Source organism: Pseudomonas sp. YuFO20 (assembly GCF_035064975.1).
In the GTDB taxonomy this organism is placed as follows: domain Bacteria; phylum Pseudomonadota; class Gammaproteobacteria; order Pseudomonadales; family Pseudomonadaceae; genus Aquipseudomonas; species Aquipseudomonas putida_AE.
Genome location: NZ_JAXDEO010000047.1, coordinates 18,966 through 41,224, shown reverse-complemented (window position 1 = coordinate 41,224; position 22,259 = coordinate 18,966). Strand labels below are relative to the sequence as shown.

The following is a 22,259-nucleotide window of genomic DNA, read 5'->3' as shown; positions in this document are numbered from 1 at the left end:
CGATGGGCGCAAAATCCCACATTCCACTGCTGCCGCGCCTGCACAGCGGTTATCCTTTGCCCAGGCGTATGCCGCCATTCTTTTTATAGCCCATGGGGAACTTGTCGGGATCCGTCACTTACTCATGCAAGAGAGCCGGCGATTTTGATCGGCCGAAAACCTAACCACCCTTTCGAGAGCGCCATCATGATCACCAACGCCCCCACCATCCTGGTCGTCGAAGACGATGCCATCGTGCGCATGTTGATTGTCGACGTGCTGGAGGAGCTGGAGTTCAAGGTGCTTGAAGCAGATGGCAGCGAACAGGCGCTGGAGCTGATCAAGGACATGGGCCAGCACATTGACCTGATGATGACCGATGTCGGTCTTCCGGGCATGGACGGCCGCGAGCTGGCCATTGAAACGCGCACCCTGCGCCCCGCCCTGCCCATCCTGTTCGCCAGTGGATATGCAGAAAATATCGATGTTCCGGATGGCATGCACCTGATTGGCAAACCCTTTTCCATCGATCAGTTGCGCGACAAGGTTAAAGGTATACTGGCTGAGCCGCTTACAACCCTGCCCAAATGAATACCCCATTTATTTATAAGCATTGCCATAGCCGGCCAGAAACCTGGCCGCCTTGAAAACCAACTCCCCGCAAGAAACAAAAAGCACAACATACCCTCTGGCAAATTCAATATCGCCGGCCCTACTCTGCAACTGAACGATCACAAACACCCTGCAAACCGTCCTACCCGGTTATCTCCACAGACTCGCGCTCGCCTGCGAGATCATCAACAAAAGGATTTATTGATGAACACTCTTAAATATGATTTTCGCAAGACATCGACTATTGAAAATTTAAAATCCGACATCGATGCCTTGCTGGAGGCAAACAGGTTAGAAAAAAACCTCATCATTGAGTCGCTGGAGGGATATGTCAATGACCTCCCCGATGCAAACGTCGAATTCAAACTAAGCAACCTGCTTATTTCTACCACCCCGGGAAGCGCTCTGGAGTTAGCTCAACGTGCGGGCCAAGCCAAACTGAACGACCTGCTGGAAAGCAACGAGTTCATGAGCCTGGAGGAGTTATCCAGCCTTCCCGAATCCGCCAGCTACGTGTGCAACTCGAACAAAGAGCTTCACGTCGTGATTGACGACACGCCCATGCAAATCGATGACCTTCTCAAGGAGAATGAAACTCTCAACCGACACCTGGATGAACTCAGTGAATACGCGACCAACGCGGGTGGCTCCATTTACAGCGCTGGCAAGATCAACGTAGAGCAGTGGATCAGATTTTATGGGTATCCTCTGCCCTCCACGGCCCAGCAACTTGCCCACCTCATGGTTGTTTTCCAGAAAGGACGCCCTGCATTATCTGGAACGGGAAAATATTACGAGATACTCAAGGACCCGCAAATCTCCCCGACTGCATTGTCTCTCGTTCAGCGCGAAACAATCAGGAACATAACGACAGCGTTTGGGCTGGGTGGCACAGGCCAACTCTTGAATAGCCTTTTCGTACATTACCAGAACACGCTGGTCAACGAGAAACTGGACTTGGCTGAATGTATTGACGCGTTCATGAAAGGCATGATCGGTATGAATGTCGCGCAGGACAGCATTGAAGCGTTAGGCTGGTACGGCAGCGACGTGGATGAGCCACCCCGCAAAGAGGATCTGCAACAACTCCTCATGGCAGCGATCGTTTTGAACATTGATCCGAACATGGGTGAGGTGCAAAGCAAAGGTCGCGTGCAGGGTTATGAAATTTACCAACCCAAAAATGCGGACCTGCACCCCACTCAAATCTTGCTGAACCTGGAAGAGCATCTTGTCGCCAATAATCTTATTCTCGCTAAAGCAGCGCCCCTTGCCGCCTATATTCTAATGGCTGACGAGGCACCTGAATTCCTTGTGAAAAATATTCCGGGCAGTATGACCATCAGCTCGCCTGGATGGGTCGCGCATAGTATTACTGTCGCAAAAATCGAAATCATTTCCCCGGGATCATCGCGGGACATGACCTATGACCAAGTACAGTCTTATGCCGACCTGGTGCCCATCGACCAGTTGCTCGACAAGGTCAAAGGCGTACTTGCTGATCGACTTAAAGCCCCTCGCAGATGAATATCCAGCTGACCCTTTGAGCATCGAAACCCCAGAACCTCCTGCAAAACAATTACCCAGCTATCTTCACAGACTCGCGCCCTGTTGTGAAATCATCAAAAAAAGGATTTATTGATGAACACCCTTGAATACGACTTCCGCAAAACATCGACTATTGATAATTTAAAATCCGATATCGATGCCTTAATGACGGTAAACAAACTGGAAAAAAATTTCATCACTGAGTCGCTGGAGGGTTATGTGAATGACCTTCCCGATGTAAACGCCGAGTTCAAACTGTGCAACTTGCTTATCCCTGCCACCCCTGGAAGCTCTTTAGAAATAGCTCAACGTGCGGGGCAAGCGAAACTGAACGATTTATTGAACAGCGACGAATTCAATCGCCTGAATGAATTATCGAGCCTGCCCGAATCCGCCATCTACGTGTGCAACTCGCACAAAGAGCTACACGTCATGATTGACGACACCCCCATGCAGATCGATGACCTTCTCAAGGAGAATGAAATCCTCAATCGACACCTGGAGGAGCTCAGTGAATACGCGAAAAACGCGGGCGGCTTCATTTACAGTTCCGACGAAATCAACGTAGAGCAGTGGATCAGATTTTATGGGCATCCTCTGCCGTCCACGGCGCAGCAACTTGCAAACCTCACGGACTTTTTCAACAAAGAACGCCCTGCATTATCAGGCACAGGAAACTATTATGAGATTCTAAAAGACCCGGAAATTTCCCCAAATGCATTATCGCTTGTCCAGCGCGAAAAAATCATAAACACAACGGCAACGTATGAACTAAGTGAAACAGGCCAATTACTCAACAGCCTGGTCGAGCAAAACAAAAATTCACAAGTCGATTTGAAAGTCGACCCGGATCGATACATCAACGAGTTCATGGAAGGCATGATCGGCATGAATCTCGCGCAAGACTGCCTTGTAGCGTTAGAGTGGTACGGCACCGACTCGGATGAACTCTCCAGCCATGAGGATCTCCGACAACTCCTCATCGCAGCTATCATACTGAACATCGATCCGAATATAGGTGAAATTGAAAGCAAAGGTCGTGTGCAGGGCTACGAGCTTTACCAACCGGCCAATGCGGATCTACACCCCACTCAAATCTTGCTGAACCTGGAAGAGCATCTTGTTGCCAATAATATTGTTCTTGCTAAAGCATCGCCCCTCGCCGCGTATCTTCTAGTGGCTGACGAGGCACCTGAATTCCTGGTAAACGAAATTCCGGACAGCATGACAATCAGTTCCCCGGCGTGGGTCATGCATACCTTTGCTGTCGCAAAAGTTGAGATCATTGCCCCAGGTTCATCGCGGGGCATGACTTATGACCAAATACAGTCTTACGCCGACCTGGGGCCCTTCGATCAGCAACTCGAGCAACTATTCGGGCTCGGCGTGATAACACACATGCTTAATTGGGGCGCAGTGAACGGCCTTTTTCCCTACAGTCCTGACGGTGAATACACCGTTGAAAACTTCTGCACCGCCGAGACTCATTACAACCAATACACCGAGGCCCTGGAGCAATGCAGCAATGCCATAAACACCCCCCTTCCTACGCGCGAAGAAGTCGCCTTGGCCGAACTTAAAAGAGCCTTGCCGGATGGTGAATACCTGACCGACAAACGTTACGGCCACAAGGACCTTCCAAGGAGCAAGGCAATATCGATTCATGAGTTGTTTATGTCAGGAGACTTGATGCATAAGGGCTGGACGGGAACCCATATGTCCGCAGACATCTTTACTCTTGACTACCATGACGGACTGAAATTAGCCCAACCTTATTTTTACATGCTTCAAAACATCCAGACTCTATACGCCAAGACATTCGACGACTACTTCAAAAAAATACAACAAGGAACATCCACAGCATTAAAGCTCGCCTTATCAAAAATCCCCGAGACAGATCGAATTCGCCTGGAATATGGTGCCCTGACCTTTTATACAGTCCGCGAAAAATTCTCCGATCACGCAACACATGAGACACAACGATTGAGAGACAAATACAGAGGGCGCTATGGCGTGATCATCTGCGCTGAACACGACTTTCAAAAATATTATTATGAACTATTTACCCTGCGAGCCGAATGCTACAGCCGACAGGATCTTGGCGATATTTTCCTGACTACTTCCATTGAATATTTCGAGCCTAGCATCAATACTGATAAAGACCGATTGCAATGGCAGACGCAAGCCCTTGATTGGCCTTTGGATATAAACGCCTATATCAAGGGCACGGCACCCGTTAAAAACGCCACCGGTAAATTGGTGGTCGAGAAATTATGGGAATCCAACGAAACCCCACAACACGCCCCGCACACCAGGAGCCAACTTGAAACTTTCTTCTCGCAAAGAACAAGCAGCACTGTAGCGCGAATACTTTCACACTTCCCACCGGCCACATACAATGAACTTTTCGATGCCGGTTATGGCATAGCTCCCCTTGAAGCTGCGCGAAAGAATACAAAAGACAATATAGACCTGGTTCTCAATTTGATTATTCCGTTCAAGGGCTGTATCGAAGATCTGACTTCGGCTGACCCTGACCGTGAAGCATCCGGAATTTTTGGATGCGCACTGGACGCGCTGGCGGTTGTTGGCTCTGTAGCAGGCGTCGCCTCTAAATTTGCCAGCGTCGCTTTGAAGTCGGGTAGCCTTCTTTCAAAATCGGTAAAACTGGTCAGGCTCAGTGGCAATTTTGCGTTGAGTCTGATTAACCCACTGGATGGCATCCCGAGCCTCTTGAAAAAGGGCGGGAAGATTAGCAAAAATGGCGTGTTGCTCATCACGGGTCAAGGCATCAAGACCTCCGGCAAAGCCACCCGACAAATTCGATCCGTAAGCGGAACGCTCGATGCATTTAACGCGGCAAAGTCCTTGAATATTGCAGATGTGAAAGCTGCCCGCCTGGGGGATATTGGCGAGCTTTCTCAAGCAACGGATGTACTGATCTGCAACACAGCGAACAACTGGTACCAACTCTCACTTAATTCCAATCGGGCCAGAGGCGGGAAGATCACCAATTTCCGGGAGATAAGCGGAGTGAGTCCATACGTGTGACTTGACCCAACAGCGACGTCGACGGGCGGTGCACATCAAGGGCGCTGCCCTTCGTCAGCTCAGCTATCCGTCTCCTGTTCGCCGGCTGTGGTTTAATGCGCGCGTTTTTTCCCCCGCCCCTGGCCGCATCAAGGAATTCGCAATCATGAATCAGCCCCGCGCAACCAAAATCCTGGTCATTGGTTACGTCTGGCCCGAGCCTCGCTCTTCTGCGGCCGGTGGTTATGTGATGCAACTGCTCGGGGCTTTCCTGCAACAGGGCTGGGACGTCACCTTCAGCAGCCCCGCCGGGGCTGGCGAGCATCAGGAAGACCTGACGGTGCTGGGCATTCGTGAAGTACCGATCGAGCTGAACGACAGCAGTTTCGACCGATTCATCAGCGAACTGGCCCCGGATATCGTGCTGTTCGAACAATTCATGATGGAAGAACAATTCGGCTGGCGGGTCGAAACGCACTGCCCGAATGCCTTGCGCGTGCTGGGGACCCAGGATTTGCAAAGCCTGCGCCATGCCCGTCATCAACGGCTCAAGGATCGGTTGAAGGGCAGCGTCGATGACAATGACTTCAACGATCTGTTTGCGCCGGCGCTGCGCCAGGAGTTCGAATTCATGGCCGTGACCGACGTGGCCAAGCGGGAAATCGCCGCGATCTATCGTTGCGACTTGAACCTGATGATCTCCGAAGTGGAGATCGAGTTGCTGGTCGAGCACTTCAAGCTGCCGCGCAGCTTGCTGCATTGGTGCCCGTTGATGGTGGACCTGCCCACCCATGCGCCTGCGCCGTTCGAAGACCGGGCGCACTTTATTCACATCGGCAATTTTCGCCATGCCCCCAATTGGGATGCGGTGCTCTGGTTGAAAACCACCATTTGGCCAATGATTCGCCAGCAATTACCCGCTGCACAGCTGCACATCTACGGCGCCTACACACCGCCCAAGGCCACCGCGCTGCATAACGCGGCACAGGGGTTTCATGTGATGAACTGGGCTGAAGACGCCTTGCAAGTGATGTCGGCGGCGCGGGTGTGCATGGCGCCGTTGCGTTTTGGCGCGGGCATCAAAGGCAAGATTGTCGATGCAATGCTCTGTGGCACGCCAAATGTCACCACGCCCGTCGGCGCCGAAGCCATGCACGCAGACGAACCCTGGCCGGGGGCGATCACCCGCACTGCCCGGTCCTTTGCCGACAGTGCCGTTGAGCTTTACCAGGACAAGGCGCAGTGGCTCAGCGCCCAGGCCCTGGGCCTGGACTTGCTGGCGAGTCGTTATCAGCCACGTATTCATGGCCCGGCACTGATCGCACGGCTCGAAGATTGCCGCCGACACCTGGCGGCCATCAGAAGAGACAACTTTACCGGCAGTATGCTGCGTCATCATCAGCACAAGAGTACCCAATACATGGCGCAATGGATTGAAGCCAAGAATCGCCACAAGGCAGATAGCTGACAGCAAAAGACATTTCTTGCATCAAGCCTTGGTTGGTTGCAGCCATTGAACATGGTTATAAATGGCTGCCATTTATTATTCTCCACCCCAAGGCAGGGGTGGAATAAACCACAAGGAATGACAATGACACAATCTGAAAGAGGGGCTCTGGACACCAACAGATGGATGAGTAACTGCCTCGAAATCGAACGCCTGAAACTGACTGACATTGTCTGGCCAGGCGCCCATAACGCCGGCATGGACAAACAAGCCCCCAACTACGAAGTCGTCGTCGGCAACTGGACCACTTGCCAAAACGATTCGTTTACCTGGCAATTGTCAAAAGGCGCGCGGGTGTTTGATATTCGACTTGGCTATACCGAAGGTCTCGACCAACCTGTCTTCTACTTCCATCACAATGGTCACCAGTCCCATCGCACCCTCGATGAATTGATCGACGCAACAACAGCTTTCCTTGATCAGAATCCTGACGAGTTCATCGTGTTCGACTTTCATCAGTTGGGCGACGGCCAGAAGTATTTTGCCCATAAAAAGCTGAGTGACCTGCTGATAAGGCGTCTCGGACAACGCATCATCCCCCCTGGCGACGCCACTAAAACGGTGGCCGAGCTCATGCGCACCAGCACTCGACGAAGGGTGATATTGGCAGCACCTGTCGTCCGCGAGCTGGACGATGATTATTTCTGGCCTTCCATCACCCACAAGTGGAGCGGCATGTCCTTTGCCGATACCCGGGACCTGAAGCGCCACATCTCCAGCACGCTGGCATCCGTACCTTTCACATCGTTCCTCTGGTCGTTGTCAGCCACCAGCTATGGCTTTTTGGGCGGGCCGCAGAAGATCAAGGACGAGATCAACGACTGGTTCAACCCAACACGCGACTGGGTCACACGCTGCAGCATCATCAACCTCGACTTCTTCGAAGAGTCCAACATCGTGCGTTATTGCTGGAGTGCCACGAGCATGAAGGCCGTTTATGGCAGCGCCCTGTTGTCGCGACCTCTATCCACATAACGCCCTGGCCTATTCGCCCGTGAAAGAGGCATGATCGAGGTGCGATAACAATATAAGCGCCCCGACATGAGCCGAGCCACCCGCGTTACCGACCCTTCCTATGAACTGATGGACGACCATAACGGGTTGTCCATCATCTATCGCCAGCACGGATTCCCGTGTCCCCTGGTACGCTGGCATTTTCACAAGGAGTACGAGCTGCACCTGATCGTCGCCAGTTCAGGCAAGGTGTTCATCGGCGACTACATCGGTAACTTCCACCCGCAAACCCTGTTCCTCACCGGCCCCAACCTGCCCCATAACTGGATCAGCCAGGTGGCCGAAGATGAAGTGGTGCCCAAGCGCGACATGCTGGTCAACTTCACCGACGAGTTGTTCGACAGTGGCTATCAGGTATTTGCCGAGCTCAAGACCCTGGCGCCCCTGCTGGAGCGCGCGCAGTACGGCATCGAGTTTCGCTGCAAGCACACGATCGGCAAGGCGATGGAGCTGATGCAGCGCATCGCCGACACCCAGGGCGTGACCCGCCTCGGGCACTTTTTCATATTGCTGGAGTTGCTGGCCGCTTCTGACGATTACCAGTTGCTGTCCGGCGCGACGACGCCACAACTGGCCGATGAGCACAGCATCGACCGCACCAACCGCGCGGTGGATTACATCTTCGCCCACTACGCCCGCGAGTTGCCGCTGGAGGAAGTCGCCGGGCATCTTGGCATGAAGCCGACCTACTTCAGTCGCGTGTTCAAGCAGGCCACCGGGCGCTGCTTCATCGAGTTCGTCAATCGACTGCGCATCAGCAAGTCCTGTGAGCTGCTGGCCGATGGCGACAAACCCGTGACCGATGTCTGCTTCGAATCGGGCTTCAACAATATTTCCAACTTCAACCGGCGTTTTCAGCAGCTAAAGGGCATGACCCCTTCGCATTATCGGCGGTTGGTGGTGCAGCGGTTGACCGAGCAGAATCAGGGATAGCGCAAAGATCAAAAGATCGCAGCCTTCGGCAGCTCCTACATTGGAATGCATTCCCCTGTAGGAGCTGCCGCAGGCTGCGATCTTTGCTTTTGCAGGTGCAAAAAAGTATCAATCCAAGTGCGATGGATGATTTGTCTCGCCCGCCATTCAAGGCTGTAATCGCTGCACATTCTTCCAACCTTCGGAAGACACAAAAACAATAACTGTCCTTCTGTGGCCCTCCGGGTGCAGAAAAGGAGTGCACGATGCAACCTTCTGTAAAAGCCCTGCTCGCCCTCACCTGCATGACCCTCAGTAGCGTCAGCCTTGGCGCCCAGACCCTGACCATCGCCACCGTCAACAACAGCGACATGATTCGCATGCAAAAGCTGTCGAAAACTTTCGAGGCAGAGCATCCGGACATCAAGCTCAACTGGGTGGTGCTCGAGGAAAACGTCCTGCGTCAGCGCCTGACCACCGACATCGCGACCGAGGGTGGGCAGTTCGACGTGCTGACCATCGGCATGTACGAAGCGGCGCTGTGGGGCGCCAAGGGCTGGCTGGAACCCATGAAGGACTTGCCCGCCACTTACGATCTGGACGATGTGTTCCCATCCGTGCGCGAAGGATTGTCGGTGAAAGGTTCGCTGTATGCCTTGCCGTTTTACGCTGAAAGCTCGATCACCTATTACCGCACCGACCTGTTCAAGGACGCCGGCCTGACCATGCCCGAGCGCCCGACCTGGACTCAGATAGCCGAGTTCGCCGCCAAACTCACCCACAAGGACAAAGAACAGTACGGCATCTGCCTGCGCGGCAAGGCCGGCTGGGGCGAGAACATGGCCCTGATCACCACCGTGGCCAATGCCTATGGTGCGCGCTGGTTCGACGAGCAGTGGAAGCCGGAATTCAGCGGCCCTGAATGGAAAAATGCGCTGAACTTCTACGTCGACACCATGCAGAAATCCGGCCCGCCGGGTGCGTCGAGCAACGGTTTCAACGAAAACCTGGCGCTGTTCAACAGCGGCAAGTGCGCGATCTGGGTCGATGCCAGCGTCGCCGGCTCGTTCGTCACCGACAAGACCCAGAGCAAGGTCAGCGACCACGTCGGTTTCACCTACGCGCCTCATGAGGTCACCGACAAAGGCTCGGCCTGGTTGTATTCCTGGGCACTGGCGATCCCCACCAGTTCCAAGGCCAAGGAGGCGGCAAAGACCTTCAGTGCGTGGGCCACTTCGAAGGAATACGGGGCACTGGTCGCGGAAAAAGACGGCATCGCCAACGTGCCGCCAGGCACCCGGGCGTCTACTTACAGCGAGGCCTACCTGAGCGCCGCGCCCTTTGCCAAGGTCACGCTGGAATCGCTCAAGGCGGCGGACCCGGGCAAGCCGACCCTGAAACCGGTGCCCTACATCGGCATTCAGTTGGTGACCATCCCGGAGTTCCAGGGCATCGGCACCCAGGTGGGCAAAGCGTTCTCGGCGGCGCTGATCGGCCAGACCACGGTTGACCAGGCGCTGGCAGCGGCCCAGCAAACCACTGAACGCGAGATGAAGCGCGCGGGTTATCCGAAGTAACCCCGTATTCAATGTGGGAGCGGGCTTGCTCGCGAAGAGGCCGGTACATCCGATGCATCTTCAGCGTCTGGAATGTTGCTTTCGCGAGCAAGCCCGCTCCCACAGTTGATCTTCATATGCCTGCCATTAATCGGTTGTGATCACCATGAATACGTCTACTGCCAAAGCTCACATGGAAATACCTCAGCCACTGCGCAAAAGCCGGTTGGCAAACCCCGGCTGGTTCCTCGTCAGCCCATCGGTAGCGTTGCTGCTGTTGTGGATGATCGTGCCGCTGGGCATGACCCTGTACTTTTCGCTGATTCGCTACAACCTGCTCAATCCAGGTGAAAACGAGTTCGTCGGGCTGGAAAACTTCAGCTACTTCCTGACCGACTCGGGCTTCATGCCCGGGGCTACCAATACCTTGCTGCTAGTGGGCAGCGTGCTGCTGATCAGTGTGGTGCTCGGCGTGTTGATCAGTGCCCTGCTGGAGGCCAGTGAGTTTCTCGGTCGCGGCATCGTGCGGGTCATGCTGATCTCGCCGTTTTTCATCATGCCCACGGTCGGTGCGCTGATCTGGAAGAACCTGATTTTCCATCCGGTGTCGGGGATTCTCGCCTACGTCTGGAAGCTGTTCGGCGCGCAACCGGTGGACTGGCTGGCGCACTACCCACTGCTGTCGATCATCATCATTGTCGCGTGGCAATGGCTGCCCTTCGCGATCCTGATCCTGATGACGGCGATGCAGTCCCTCGACCAGGAACAAAAGGAAGCCGCGCGCCTCGATGGCGCCGGGCCGATCGCGATCTTCTGGCACCTGACCCTGCCGCACCTGGCGCGACCGATCGCGGTGGTGGTGATGATCGAAACCATCTTCCTGCTGTCGGTGTTCGCCGAAATCTTCACCACCACCAACGGCGGCCCCGGCTACGCCTCGACCAACCTCGCCTACCTGATCTACAACCAGGCGCTGGTGCAGTTCGACGTCGGCATGGCGTCCGCGGGCGGGCTGATCGCCGTGGTGATCGCCAACATCGCGGCCATCGTCCTGATCCGGATGATCGGCAAAAACCTGACTGACAAAGCCTGAGGCCCGCGCCATGACCCTTCAACAATCCCGTCGCCTGCAAAGCCTGCTGCTGGGCACCCTGGCCTGGGCCATCGCGATCCTGGTCTTCTTCCCGATCTTCTGGATGGTGCTGACCAGTTTCAAGACTGAAATCGATGCCTTTGCCACGCCGCCGCAGTTCATCTTCACCCCGACCCTGGAGAACTACCTGCACATCAACGAGCGCAGCGACTACTTCAGTTTCGCCTGGAACTCGGTGGTGATTTCCTTCAGCGCCACGGCGCTGTGCCTGCTGATCGCGGTACCGGCAGCCTACTCCATGGCGTTCTACGAAACCCAGCGCACCAAGGGCACGCTGCTGTGGATGCTCTCCACCAAGATGCTGCCGCCGGTGGGCGTGCTGATGCCGATCTACCTGCTGGCCAAGAGTTTCGGCCTGCTCGATACGCGCATCGCGCTGATCGTGATCTACACCCTGATCAACCTGCCGATCGTGGTCTGGATGGTTTACACCTACTTCAAGGACATCCCCAGGGACATCCTCGAAGCCGCTCGACTGGATGGCGCAACGCTGACGCAGGAAATGCTCCGGGTCCTGCTGCCGATCGCCAAGGGTGGCCTGGCCTCGACCGTGCTGCTGTCGCTGATCCTGTGCTGGAACGAGGCCTTCTGGTCGCTGAACCTGACCTCCTCGAAAGCCGCGCCCCTGACCGCGTTGATCGCCTCGTACTCAAGTCCCGAAGGCTTGTTCTGGGCCAAGTTGTCGGCAGTGTCGACCCTGGCCTGTGCACCGATCCTGATCTTCGGCTGGATCAGCCAGAAACAATTGGTCCGCGGGCTGTCGTTTGGCGCCGTGAAATAACGCGATTTGCCGGCCCCACGCGATCCCCTGTAGGAGCGAGCTTGCTCGCGATGGGCGTGAACGATGACGCGCGCTGCCTGAAAGAACTCATTGTCTGGATGTTTTTCGCGAGCAAGCTCGCTCCTACAGAAAACCGTCCGGTGTAACGAATAACAACAATCGGAGGCCCATGATCATGGCCAACCTGAAAATCAAGAATCTGCAAAAAGGCTTCGAAGGCTTTTCCATCATCAAGGGCATCGACCTTGAAGTGAACGACAAGGAATTCGTGGTATTCGTCGGCCCGTCAGGTTGCGGCAAATCCACCCTGCTGCGCCTGATCGCGGGGCTGGAGGAAGTCAGCGGCGGCACCATCGAACTCGACGGCCGCGACATCACTGAAGTCAGCCCGGCCAAACGCGACCTGGCGATGGTGTTCCAGACCTACGCCCTGTACCCGCACATGAGCGTGCGCAAGAACATGTCGTTTGCCCTCGACCTGGCCGGAGTGCCAAAAGCCGAGGTCGAGAAAAAAGTCGGTGAGGCGGCGCGCATCCTCGAACTCGGGCCGATGCTCGAACGCAAGCCCAAGCAACTGTCCGGCGGACAACGTCAGCGTGTGGCGATTGGCCGGGCGATCGTGCGTAACCCGAAGATTTTCCTGTTCGACGAGCCCCTGTCCAACCTCGACGCCGCACTGCGGGTGCAGATGCGCCTGGAACTGCTGCGCCTGCACAAGGACCTGCAAGCGACGATGATCTACGTGACCCACGACCAGGTCGAAGCGATGACCATGGCCGACAAGGTCGTGGTGCTCAATGGCGGCAAAATCGAACAGGTCGGCTCGCCACTGGACCTCTATCACCAGCCGGCCAACCTGTTTGTCGCAGGCTTTCTCGGCACACCGAAAATGGGCTTCCTCAAGGGCCAGGTCAGCCGGGTCGACGGCCAGGGCTGCGAAGTGCAACTGGACGCCGGCACCCGCATCAGCCTGCCGCTCAGCGGCGCGAGCCTGAGGGTCGGCGGCGCAGTCACCCTGGGCATTCGCCCGGAACACCTGCAACTGGCCACGCCCGGTGACTGCACGCTGCAAGTCACCGCCGACGTCAGCGAACGCCTGGGCAGCGACACCTTCTGCCACGTGCGCACCGCGTCCGGCGAAGCGCTGACCCTGCGCGTTCGCGGCGACCTGGCCAGCCGCTATGGCGAGACCTTGAGCCTGCACCTGGACGCCAGCCACTGCCATTTGTTCGATGCCGACGGCGTGGCGCTGACCCGCCCGTTGCGCGTCGCCGCCTGACTCAGAGAGCCTGTGATGAAACTCGATAAAAACCACCTGCAGCGCCTCGCCCCCGAGGTGGTCCTGCCCGCCTACGCCCTGAGTGACACCCGCCAGGGCATTGCGCACATCGGCGTCGGCGGTTTCCACCGCGCCCACCAGGCGTATTACACCGATGCGCTGATGAACACCGGCGTTGGCCTGGACTGGGCCATTTGCGGCGTCGGCCTGCGCGCTGAAGATCGCCGCGCCCGGGATGACCTGCGGGAACAGGACTACCTGTTCACCCTGTTCGAACTCGGCGACAGCGACGACACCCAAGTGCGCGTCATCGGTGCTATCCGCGACATGCTGCTGGCCGAAGACGATGCCCAGGCGCTGATCGACAAACTCGCCAGCCCCGAGATCCGCATCGTTTCGCTGACCATCACCGAAGGCGGCTACTGTATCGATGACAGCAACGGCGAGTTCATGGCCCACCTGCCGCAGATCCAGCACGACCTGGCGCACCCGAATGCGCCGACAACCGTGTTCGGCTTCCTGTGCGCCGCGCTGGCCAAACGCCGCGCGGCAGGCACCCCGGCCTTCACCTTGATGTCCTGCGATAACCTGCCGCACAACGGCGCGGTCACCCGCAAGGCCCTGCTGGCCTTCGCTGCCCTGAGCGATTGCGATCTGCGCGACTGGATCGAGGGCCACGTCAGCTTCCCCAACGCCATGGTCGATCGCATCACGCCGATGACCAGCACCCAACACCGCCTGCAACTAGCCGACCAGCACGGTGTGGACGACGCCTGGCCGGTGGTCTGCGAACCGTTCGTGCAGTGGGTGCTGGAGGACAAGTTCGTCAACGGTCGCCCGGCCTGGGAAAAGGTCGGCGTGCAGTTCACCGACGACGTCATGCCCTATGAAGAGATGAAGATCAAGCTGCTCAACGGCAGTCACCTGGCCCTGACCTATCTGGGTTTTCTCAAGGGTTACCGCTTCGTCCACGAGACCATGAATGACCCGCTGTTCGTGCGCTACATGCGTGCCTACATGGACCTGGACGTCACGCCGCAACTGTCGCCGGTGCCGGGCATCGACCTGACCGAGTACAAGAACACCCTGGTGGCGCGCTTCTCCAACCAGGCGATTGCCGATCAACTGGAGCGCGTGTGTTCGGACGGCTCGTCGAAGTTTGCCAAATTCACCGTACCGACCATCAACCGCTTGCTGGCCGATGGCCGGGACACCCGGCGAGCGGCGCTGGTGGTGGCGGCGTGGGCCTTGTATCTGAAGGGGGTGGATGAGAATGGCGATACCTACGCCATTGCGGACCCGCGGGCGGCGTTCTGTCAGGCGCTGGTGGTGGATGATGTATTGATTACCCAACGATTGTTGGCGGTTGAGGAGATTTTTGGTAAGGCGATTCCGCGCTCGCCGGAGTTTGTGGCGGCGTTTGAGTGGTGTTGCAACAGTTTGCGCGAGGTTGGGGTGACGCGGACGTTGGAGCGGATTCTGGCGTGATGTCGGTGGTGTAGCCATTGCCGTCTTCGCGAGCAAGCCCGCTCCCACATTATTTGCGTCCGCTGAAGATCTCCTGTGGGAGCGGGCTTGCTCGCGAATGACTTCACCGAAATCAACCTGACACACCAAGGACCTGCCATGGCAAACCAACAATTATTCCTCGGCATCGACTGCGGCACCCAAGGCACCAAAGCCATCATCCTCGATGCGCTCAGCGGCCAGGTGCTGGGCCAGGGTGCCGCCGCGCATGAACTGATCAGCGGCGCCAACGGTCGCCGCGAACAGGACACGGCGCAGTGGCTGGACGCATTCACCCTCGCCACCCGTCGTGCGTTGCTGGCGGCGCAGGTCGACGGCCAGGACATCCTCGGCATCGGCGTTTCCGGCCAGCAACATGGCCTGGTATTGCTCGACGATCAAGGCCAGGCCCTGCGCCCGGCCAAGCTCTGGTGCGACACCGAAACCACAGCAGAGAACGATCGACTGCTCAAGCATCTGGGCGGCGAAAAAGGCTCGCTGGAACGCCTCGGCGTGGTCATTGCGCCGGGCTACACGGTGTCAAAATTGCTCTGGACCAAAGAGCAGCACCCCGAGGTATTTGCCCGAATCGCACACATTCTGCTGCCCCACGACTACCTGAATTTCTGGCTCACCGGTCGCCGTTGCAGCGAGTACGGCGATGCCTCGGGCACCGGCTATTTCAATGTGCGCACCCGCCAGTGGGATTTGCAGCTGCTGCGCGACATCGATCCCACCGGGCGTCTGCAAGCCGCGCTGCCGGAACTGATCGATGCCCACCACGCGGTGGGCACGGTGCTGCCGGGGATCGCCGAACACCTGGGCATCAACCCGCATGCGCTGGTATCGAGCGGCGGTGGCGACAACATGATGGGCGCCATCGGCACCGGCAACATCAAGCCTGGCGCCATCACCATGAGCCTCGGATCGTCCGGCACGGTGTATGCCTACGCCGAGCAACCGAAGATCAGCCCGGACACGACCGTCGCTACGTTCTGTTCCTCCAGCGGCGGTTGGTTGCCGTTGATCTGCACCATGAACCTGACAAACGCCACCACGGCTGTTCGCGAGCTGCTCGAACTGGATATCGAAACTTTCAACGCCCTCGTTGCCCAGGCCCCCATTGGCGCCGAAGGGGTCAGCATGCTGCCGTTCCTCAACGGCGAACGTGTCCCCGCGCTGCCCCACGCCACCGGTAGCGTGCTGGGCCTGACCATGGGCAACCTGACAAGGGCCAATCTGTGTCGCGCCGTGGTCGAGGGCACGACCTTCGGTTTGCGTCATGGGCTGGACCTGCTGCACCACAATGGCTTACAAAGCCTGCGCATCTGCCTGATCGGTGGCGGCTCGAAAAGCGCGGTGTGGCGGCAGATCGTCGCCGACACCCTGAACATGCCCGTCGTCTGCCCCGAGCAAAGCGAAGCCGCCGCCCTGGGCGCGGCGATCCAGGCGGCGTGGTGCACGTCCTCGGCAAACGGGCATGAGGACAGTCTGGCGGATCTGTGCGAACGCTGCGTGAGGCTCGATCCGGCCAGTGAAACCTGGCCCATTGCAGAAAACGTGGCCGCCTCCCAGTTGGCCTACGAACGCTATCAACGGCATGTCGCAACCCTTTAAAGAGCGATCAACTATGTATCTGGTGTGTGGCGAAGCGCTGTTCGATTTCTTCAGTGAAAACGAGGTCAGCGGCCTGGCTTCAAAAGTGAATTTCAAGGCAATTGCCGGCGGCTCGCCGTTCAACGTGGCGGTGGGTTTGTGCCGCCTGGGCATGGACGCTGCGCTGTTTGCCGGGTTGTCCACCGACTACCTCGGCCGGCGTTTGCTCCAGGTGCTGGAGGAGGAAGGCGTATGCACGGACTATCTGGTGGATTTCGCCGCACCGACCACCCTGGCGATGGTCGCCGTGGGGGCCAATGGCTCGCCGCACTACAGTTTCCGCGGCGAAGGCTGCGCCGATCGACAACTTCAGCCCGGGCACTTGCCGGCGTTGGGACCTGAAGTGCGGGGTTTGCACATCGGTTCGTTTTCCCTGGTGGTGCAACCGATCGGCGACACGCTGCTGGAGCTGGTACGCCGGGAAAGCGGCAAGCGCCTGATCAGCCTTGATCCGAACGTGCGGCTCAACCCTGAGCCGAACATCGAGCTGTGGCGTTCGCGGGTGGCCACCCTGGTCGAACATGCCGACCTGATCAAGGTCAGCGATGAGGACCTGAGCCTGCTGTACCCCGAACAGGACCCGGCGCGGGTGATCGAGGGCTGGTTGCAACACCGCTGCCAACTGGTGTTCCTGACCCGTGGTGGCGAAGGTGCGACGGTGTTCAGTCGGGTCCACGGTTCGTGGTCGGTGCCGGCCTGTGCCGTGAAGATTGCCGACACCGTGGGTGCCGGCGATACCTTCCAGGCCGCATTGATCAGCTGGCTGACCGAGCAGCGGCTGGACTCGGTCGAGGGGGTGCGGCAATTGAGTCGCCAGCAGATCGAGGCGATGCTGAGGTTTGCGGTGCAGGCGGCGGCATTGACATGCAGCAAGACCGGGCCGGATTTGCCATATCGGCATCAGCTGGATTTGCATTGAATGTGACGGCCCCTTCGCGAGCAAGCCCGCTCCCACATTGGATATCGGTGGACACGAATTTTGTGTTCAACAACGATCCAGTGTGGGAGCGGGCTTGTTCGCGAAAGCGGTATACCTCTCACCGCCAAACTCAAGGTCACAACACCGAGAAGTTGTAGCTGACGATCAACCGCGTCTCGTCCACATCCCGGGCGTACTGCGCGTAATTGCTGCGATAGGTCGCATTGCGCAACCGCAGGCTGACATCCTTGAACGTCCCGCCCTGCACCACATACTTGAGCTCGCTGTCGCGCTCCCACTCCTTGCCTTCCTGATCGCTACCCGGCACCTTGATGTGATCTCCGTTGACATAGCGGGTCAGGAACGTCAGGCCGTTGAGGCCGATGGCCTTGAAGTCATAGTCGTAGCGCAACTGCCACGAGCGTTCCTGCGCCGCGGCGAAGTCGTTGACCTGCACGTAGTTGACCAGGTACGGATTGCTGCCATCCAGGTACGGCATCGAGTTATCGCCGTTCATGCGCTGCCAGCCAGCGCTGAACGTATGGCCGCTGATGGCGTAGGCGAGCAAGGTGCTCAGGGCGCGGTTGTCGATGGAACCGGCGCGGGCCTCTCCGCTATCGGCACTCTTGAGCAAACGCAGATCGGCCTTGAGCACGCCGCCAGCCAGCGGCTGGTTGGCCAGCAAGCCGAGGAAGTGCTGTCGGTAGATGTCTTCCAGTTCGGCATAGTGGTACTGCCCCACCAGCCGATCGTTGATCTTGTAGTCGAAGCCGTACATGTCGAAATGATCGGCGGTGATGTTGCAGGCATAACGCTTGTTCTTGCAGTGCACGCGAATGTCCTGGGAATCAGTGGAGTCCCGGGCGGTGTACTTGTCCAGGCGCGCGGCCATGACATTCAGGTCCTTCACTTCCCTGGACGTGAGCATCGCGCCATTGAACATCGTCGGCAGCAGGCGGCCATCGTTGTACTTGAGCAGCGGCACATCCGGCAGCAGCGCGCCGTACTTCAGTATGCTCTGCGACACGCGCACCTTGGCGGTCAGGCCGAGCTTGGTGTATTCGTCCGCCGAACCCCGCGGGTTACTGCCGCTGGACGGCAGCAGGCCGCTGTTACTGCTGTCGGGACTGGAGTCGAGCTTGAACCCCGCCATGCCCAATGCATCGACACCAAAACCCAGTGTGCCTTCGGTGAACCCCGATTGCAGATTGAGAATGAAACCCTGGGCCGACTCTTCGCGTTTGGACGCGCCCTGCTCGTTGGAGGTGTGGCCGTCACGGAAGTCGCGGTTGAAATACACCGTGCGTGATTCGATGTTCGCCGTGGTGTCGTCGATAAAGCCGCTCGCCTGGGCCGGCCCGGTAAAACCGGCGCACAGCACCAGGGCGCCGAAGCCGAATGACTGGCGCGCGAAGATGAACGTAAAGGGGGGACGCATTAAAAAGCTCCAACAATGCAGCGTTTGCGCCAGGGCGCAATCAGCCAGAAATAGCCTTCATCCGGTCAGGTAACAGACCGGGCTGAAGTGAAACGCGGGGTGAACGACAATGATGGCAGAACGCTTTTTCTTGCTGCAGACGACTTTAGTCTGAAAAGTGACCGTATTGTTTTTCGCCGAACGGTAGTGGTTTGACGACAGGCGGCATTCAACTGGCTTTAACCAATGCTTAATCGCGCAGTCCAACACTCTACTGGACCGCACGCCCTCAGAGTCCTCTGACGCCCAGTGCGGCAGGCTCGACGATACGTCGAGCTCACTTGCACCTGCACTGGAGATCACCCCATGAACTCGCGCGCCCTGCTCGTTTCAATCGCCCTTGTCTGTGCCGCATCGACCGGCATTGCCCAGGCCAATGACCCCGCCACACAAAACGTGCCCTCCTATCACTACGGCATGCCATTGCACGTGGGCAAAGTGATTGCGCTGAGCGAACCCACGACCCTGGACTGCGAAGTGATTACGGCGACGATGAAGTACATCGACTCACAATCGGGCCAGCCTGCAGAAGTCGCCTACCGAAAACTGTCTGACGCTTGCAGTTATCAGAACTGAAGGAAAATTCTGATTTAACGCCTTGCGGTACTCGTGGGGAATTTCAGGCGCTATGCTCAGGCGCTTCCTCACTGCCGCAAGGATTCGCCATGCAGTTGTCGTTTCGTACGTTATCGACATCAACCGCCGCTTTGTGTTTGCTGCTGGCACTGGCCTGGGGCGTCATGCCCGACTGGCTGCTGGCCACCTGGGATATTGAATACTCGCCGACCGCAGGCCTCATTGCACGACGCATAGCGGTGCTGTTCGCAGCGTTAGGCGTGATGTTCTATCTGGTGCGCAACCAGGCGCCCTCCGCGTCTCGCCAGGCATTGGCCATTGGCTTTGTGGTGGGCTGCTGGGGCCTGGCGATACTGGGTTTCGGCGAATGGCTCAATGGCCATGCCGGACCGGGCATCTTGCTGGCAGTCGGGGTTGAACTGGCGCTGGGCCTGGCGTTTTTCCAGACCCGGCGCGAATCGGCAGAATTTGAAACGACTGCTTAAAGTGCTTTACGCATGCCCTGGCTATGCCCGGGTTCCGTGTAGTGGTTTTGGAGATCGGAACGCAGAACGGCGATCAGTTCGTTGATTTCCCGACAGCCATTGAGTTGCTGGGCGTCGATACCGGTTTTCAGAAGATCGAGTTGATCGGTTTCACCATCGGCAAACACTTTTACAGTCATGGACAAGTCCGGCGACAGCGTGCATTGACAGCGTCTTGGTAGAAAACTGCTTTCAATGATATTGCGAAGTTCCAAGGCAGAAAGAAACATGGCGACCCTCTCCGTTGTGAGACTGCCAATTAACTATCGACGCTGACTCATATGGAATCCCGGTCAGCTTGAGAACAGCTACAGCATAAAACATGCCCTGAATTTCGCTGTGCAGCTCATCGGTAAATCAAGGGCTTATTGTAAGGTCTCGTAAAAATGGTCGTGCAATCTGCAAAAAACGGCTTGTGCCGGCCCTGCAATTTGCACGCTGGGCGAAGGATTTGCATTGACCGCCGGCGCCGTCGAGAATGGCCGCCAGCCGATCCAGTATCCGCTCACCCCACACATTCGCAAGGAGGCATCATGGGTTCATCGACCATCAGTACCACCGTCGGGCTGATTGCCGTCACGCTGTCCGGCATCGTCCACGGGGCAAAACTCGAAGACGTCGCACCCTTCCCGAAACCGGACAGCGGTTTCACCCGCCAGGTCATCCACCTCACGCCACAAACCCGTGAAGACGATTTCCAGGTCGAGATCCTTGCCGGCAAGACCCTGGCAGTCGACTGCAATCGCCAGCGCCTGGGCGGCATTCTCGAAGAGAAGAACCTCGAAGGTTGGGGCTATCCGTTCTATCGCCTGGACAAAGTCATCGGCCCGATGAGCACCCTGATGGCCTGCCCCGATGGCAAGAGCACGCAGGCGTTCGTGCCGGTGGTCGGCGACGGTTTCATGCTGCGCTACAACAGCAAGCTGCCGATCGTGCTCTACGTCCCCAAGGACATCGAGGTGCGCTACCGGGTCTGGTCAGCCTCCAGCAAGGTCGATAAAGCCGTCGCGGAGTAGGCCTTACATGCATCAAGCGAGCGTGTCGCACAACGCGGCACGCTCGGCGACATGGCGCAAACTGTCGAAATTGATATTGGCACCCGACTCGATGGCGATGAACGTCTGGCCGCGGGTCTTGCTTCTCGCCACGTACTTCTTGATGCCAGCCACCGCCAATGCACCGGAAGGTTCGGCGATCGAGCGGGTATCGTCATAGATATTCTTGATTGCAGCGCAGAGCTCATCGTTGCTGACCGTCAGCACCTCATCGACGCAAAACCGGCATACCTCGAAACCATGGGCACCGATCTGGGCGACCGCCACCCCATCGGCGAAGGTGCCGACGTGGGGCAGGACAACACGTTGATCGGCCTCCAGCGCCGCTTTCAAGCAAGCGGAATGCTCCGACTCGACGCCGATGATGCGCACTTCTGGCCGCAGGTATTTGATGTACGCCGCGATGCCGGCGATCAGACCGCCACCGCCCACCGGTACGAAGATCGCGTCCAGCGGACCTTGGTGCTGACGCAGGATCTCCATGGCCACCGTGCCCTGCCCGGCAATCACATCCGGGTCGTCGAAGGGCGAAACAAAGGTCTTGCCGGTTTTTTCCGCCAGATCCAGCGCATAGGCCAGGGCAAACGGAAAACTCTCGCCGTGCAACAACGCCTGTGCGCCACGACTGCTCACTCCGAGCACCTTCAATTCCGGTGTCGTCGCGGGCATCACAATTGTCGCTTCGATCCCCAGCTCACGCGCCGCCAACGCCACCCCCTGGGCGTGATTGCCTGCCGAAGCCGTCACCACGCCCCGCGCCTGTTGCCCAGCACTCAATTGTACTAGCTTGTTGTAGGCACCCCGGATCTTGAAGGAAAAGGTCGGTTGCAAATCTTCGCGTTTAAGCAGGATCTGATTGCCCAAGGCTGCGGACAGCGCCGGAGCTGGTTGCAAGGGAGTGCGCACAGCCAGTTCATAGACCGGCGCGGCAAGGATTTTCTTGACGTAATGCTCAAGCAGGGTTTGTTGGGCGGGAACACTGGTCATGATCGTCTCCTGACATTGATCAGAGCCCCGAGACAGAAAATGAAAACCCGCCTCAAGGGCGGGTTGGGTGCTGCAGTCGTGAGCTAGCCCGCCAAATGAGGAATGGCGGTAATAATGCTTGGCTGGCAGCGCAATACGGTGGAAGTCATGTCCGGAAAATATCCGGGCGTGGGTGGCAAGTCAATGGT

Annotated in this window: 19 protein-coding genes; 16 read left to right on the top strand and 3 right to left on the bottom strand. The window is 57.6% G+C overall.

Annotation, left to right across the window (positions count from 1 at the left end):
* Positions 1-186 precede the first annotated feature (186 nt).
* The 13 genes from SOP85_RS23455 (at position 187) to SOP85_RS23395 (ending at position 17,452) form a co-directional block, all read left to right on the top strand.
* Positions 187-570 carry a response regulator gene (locus SOP85_RS23455; RefSeq protein ID WP_323607898.1) on the top strand — a complete coding sequence of 128 codons (384 nt, stop codon included), beginning with the start codon at positions 187-189 and terminating at the stop codon, positions 568-570.
* 225 nt (positions 571-795) lie between these two features.
* Entirely contained in the window at positions 796-2,118 is a 1,323-nt protein-coding gene (locus tag SOP85_RS23450) for a hypothetical protein (RefSeq protein WP_323628371.1), read from the top strand.
* A gap of 114 nt (positions 2,119-2,232) precedes the next feature.
* Complete coding sequence (locus SOP85_RS23445; RefSeq protein ID WP_323628370.1) at positions 2,233-5,190, top strand: hypothetical protein; 2,958 nt, start codon at positions 2,233-2,235, stop codon at positions 5,188-5,190.
* 145 nt (positions 5,191-5,335) lie between these two features.
* Complete coding sequence (locus SOP85_RS23440) at positions 5,336-6,637, top strand: glycosyltransferase (RefSeq protein ID WP_323628369.1); 1,302 nt, start codon at positions 5,336-5,338, stop codon at positions 6,635-6,637.
* A gap of 123 nt (positions 6,638-6,760) precedes the next feature.
* The gene (locus tag SOP85_RS23435; RefSeq protein WP_323628368.1) at positions 6,761-7,651 is read left to right on the top strand and encodes a phospholipase; all 891 of its coding nucleotides are present in this window, start codon (positions 6,761-6,763) and stop codon (positions 7,649-7,651) included.
* A 66-nt stretch (positions 7,652-7,717) separates the two neighbouring features.
* On the top strand, positions 7,718-8,623 hold the full coding sequence (locus SOP85_RS23430) for an AraC family transcriptional regulator (protein ID WP_274075823.1): 906 nt from the start codon (positions 7,718-7,720) through the stop codon (positions 8,621-8,623).
* A gap of 245 nt (positions 8,624-8,868) precedes the next feature.
* Positions 8,869-10,179 (top strand): ABC transporter substrate-binding protein, encoded by a 1,311-nt coding sequence (locus tag SOP85_RS23425; protein ID WP_323628367.1) that lies wholly within the window; start codon positions 8,869-8,871, stop codon positions 10,177-10,179.
* Positions 10,180-10,351: 172 nt separating this feature from the next.
* Positions 10,352-11,251: a carbohydrate ABC transporter permease gene (locus SOP85_RS23420; protein WP_274075871.1), complete on the top strand. Its 900-nt coding sequence runs from the start codon at positions 10,352-10,354 to the stop codon at positions 11,249-11,251.
* A 10-nt stretch (positions 11,252-11,261) separates the two neighbouring features.
* On the top strand, positions 11,262-12,092 hold the full coding sequence (locus tag SOP85_RS23415) for a carbohydrate ABC transporter permease (RefSeq protein ID WP_323628364.1): 831 nt from the start codon (positions 11,262-11,264) through the stop codon (positions 12,090-12,092).
* Positions 12,093-12,267: 175 nt separating this feature from the next.
* A complete protein-coding gene (locus tag SOP85_RS23410) occupies positions 12,268-13,371 on the top strand; it encodes an ABC transporter ATP-binding protein (protein WP_323607894.1) in 1,104 nt (367 codons plus the stop codon).
* 15 nt (positions 13,372-13,386) lie between these two features.
* On the top strand, positions 13,387-14,859 hold the full coding sequence (locus tag SOP85_RS23405; protein WP_323628363.1) for a mannitol dehydrogenase family protein: 1,473 nt from the start codon (positions 13,387-13,389) through the stop codon (positions 14,857-14,859).
* A 138-nt stretch (positions 14,860-14,997) separates the two neighbouring features.
* Entirely contained in the window at positions 14,998-16,494 is a 1,497-nt protein-coding gene (xylB, locus tag SOP85_RS23400) for a xylulokinase (RefSeq protein WP_323628361.1), read from the top strand.
* A gap of 13 nt (positions 16,495-16,507) precedes the next feature.
* Complete coding sequence (locus SOP85_RS23395) at positions 16,508-17,452, top strand: carbohydrate kinase family protein (protein ID WP_323628359.1); 945 nt, start codon at positions 16,508-16,510, stop codon at positions 17,450-17,452.
* A 136-nt stretch (positions 17,453-17,588) separates the two neighbouring features.
* Here the strand turns inward: SOP85_RS23395 and SOP85_RS23390 are convergent, their stop codons facing one another.
* Positions 17,589-18,890, bottom strand: coding sequence for an OprD family porin (locus tag SOP85_RS23390; RefSeq protein WP_323628358.1), 1,302 nt, complete (start codon positions 18,888-18,890; stop codon positions 17,589-17,591).
* Between the two features lie 345 nt (positions 18,891-19,235).
* Here SOP85_RS23390 and SOP85_RS23385 point away from each other — a divergent pair, with 345 nt between their 5' ends.
* Both SOP85_RS23385 and SOP85_RS23380 read left to right on the top strand, forming a co-directional pair.
* Complete coding sequence (locus SOP85_RS23385) at positions 19,236-19,505, top strand: DUF2790 domain-containing protein (RefSeq protein ID WP_274075831.1); 270 nt, start codon at positions 19,236-19,238, stop codon at positions 19,503-19,505.
* Positions 19,506-19,594: 89 nt separating this feature from the next.
* A complete protein-coding gene (locus SOP85_RS23380; protein WP_274075832.1) occupies positions 19,595-19,990 on the top strand; it encodes a hypothetical protein in 396 nt (131 codons plus the stop codon).
* On the opposite strand, the gene SOP85_RS23375 is transcribed toward SOP85_RS23380, so the two are convergent.
* Positions 19,987-20,259, bottom strand: coding sequence for a DUF1652 domain-containing protein (locus tag SOP85_RS23375; protein ID WP_323628356.1), 273 nt, complete (start codon positions 20,257-20,259; stop codon positions 19,987-19,989). The two genes, SOP85_RS23380 and SOP85_RS23375, sit on opposite strands and share 4 nt — an antisense overlap.
* Before the next feature lie 303 nt (positions 20,260-20,562).
* On the opposite strand from SOP85_RS23375, the gene eco reads away from it, so the two are divergent.
* The gene (gene eco / locus SOP85_RS23370) at positions 20,563-21,045 is read left to right on the top strand and encodes a serine protease inhibitor ecotin (protein ID WP_323607887.1); all 483 of its coding nucleotides are present in this window, start codon (positions 20,563-20,565) and stop codon (positions 21,043-21,045) included.
* Between the two features lie 12 nt (positions 21,046-21,057).
* Here the strand turns inward: eco and ilvA are convergent, their stop codons facing one another.
* Entirely contained in the window at positions 21,058-22,071 is a 1,014-nt protein-coding gene (gene ilvA, locus SOP85_RS23365; RefSeq protein ID WP_323628355.1) for a threonine ammonia-lyase, biosynthetic, read from the bottom strand.
* Positions 22,072-22,259: the final 188 nt, after the last annotated feature.

Bases quoted from the DNA above. Each gene is read 5' to 3' on its own strand.
- SOP85_RS23415 (WP_323628364.1), top strand. From the start codon at position 11,262: ATGACCCTTCAACAATCCCGTCGCCTGCAAAGCCTGCTGCTGGGCACC.
- ilvA (WP_323628355.1), bottom strand. From the start codon at position 22,071: ATGACCAGTGTTCCCGCCCAACAAACCCTGCTTGAGCATTACGTCAAG.
- SOP85_RS23455 (WP_323607898.1), top strand. From the start codon at position 187: ATGATCACCAACGCCCCCACCATCCTGGTCGTCGAAGACGATGCCATC.
- eco (WP_323607887.1), top strand. From the start codon at position 20,563: ATGGGTTCATCGACCATCAGTACCACCGTCGGGCTGATTGCCGTCACG.
- SOP85_RS23430 (WP_274075823.1), top strand. From the start codon at position 7,718: ATGAGCCGAGCCACCCGCGTTACCGACCCTTCCTATGAACTGATGGAC.
- SOP85_RS23450 (WP_323628371.1), top strand. From the start codon at position 796: ATGAACACTCTTAAATATGATTTTCGCAAGACATCGACTATTGAAAAT.
- SOP85_RS23375 (WP_323628356.1), bottom strand. From the start codon at position 20,259: ATGTTTCTTTCTGCCTTGGAACTTCGCAATATCATTGAAAGCAGTTTT.
- SOP85_RS23445 (WP_323628370.1), top strand. From the start codon at position 2,233: ATGAACACCCTTGAATACGACTTCCGCAAAACATCGACTATTGATAAT.
- xylB (WP_323628361.1), top strand. From the start codon at position 14,998: ATGGCAAACCAACAATTATTCCTCGGCATCGACTGCGGCACCCAAGGC.
- SOP85_RS23390 (WP_323628358.1), bottom strand. From the start codon at position 18,890: ATGCGTCCCCCCTTTACGTTCATCTTCGCGCGCCAGTCATTCGGCTTC.
- SOP85_RS23410 (WP_323607894.1), top strand. From the start codon at position 12,268: ATGGCCAACCTGAAAATCAAGAATCTGCAAAAAGGCTTCGAAGGCTTT.
- SOP85_RS23380 (WP_274075832.1), top strand. From the start codon at position 19,595: ATGCAGTTGTCGTTTCGTACGTTATCGACATCAACCGCCGCTTTGTGT.
- SOP85_RS23435 (WP_323628368.1), top strand. From the start codon at position 6,761: ATGACACAATCTGAAAGAGGGGCTCTGGACACCAACAGATGGATGAGT.
- SOP85_RS23385 (WP_274075831.1), top strand. From the start codon at position 19,236: ATGAACTCGCGCGCCCTGCTCGTTTCAATCGCCCTTGTCTGTGCCGCA.
- SOP85_RS23420 (WP_274075871.1), top strand. From the start codon at position 10,352: ATGGAAATACCTCAGCCACTGCGCAAAAGCCGGTTGGCAAACCCCGGC.
- SOP85_RS23405 (WP_323628363.1), top strand. From the start codon at position 13,387: ATGAAACTCGATAAAAACCACCTGCAGCGCCTCGCCCCCGAGGTGGTC.
- SOP85_RS23440 (WP_323628369.1), top strand. From the start codon at position 5,336: ATGAATCAGCCCCGCGCAACCAAAATCCTGGTCATTGGTTACGTCTGG.
- SOP85_RS23425 (WP_323628367.1), top strand. From the start codon at position 8,869: ATGCAACCTTCTGTAAAAGCCCTGCTCGCCCTCACCTGCATGACCCTC.
- SOP85_RS23395 (WP_323628359.1), top strand. From the start codon at position 16,508: ATGTATCTGGTGTGTGGCGAAGCGCTGTTCGATTTCTTCAGTGAAAAC.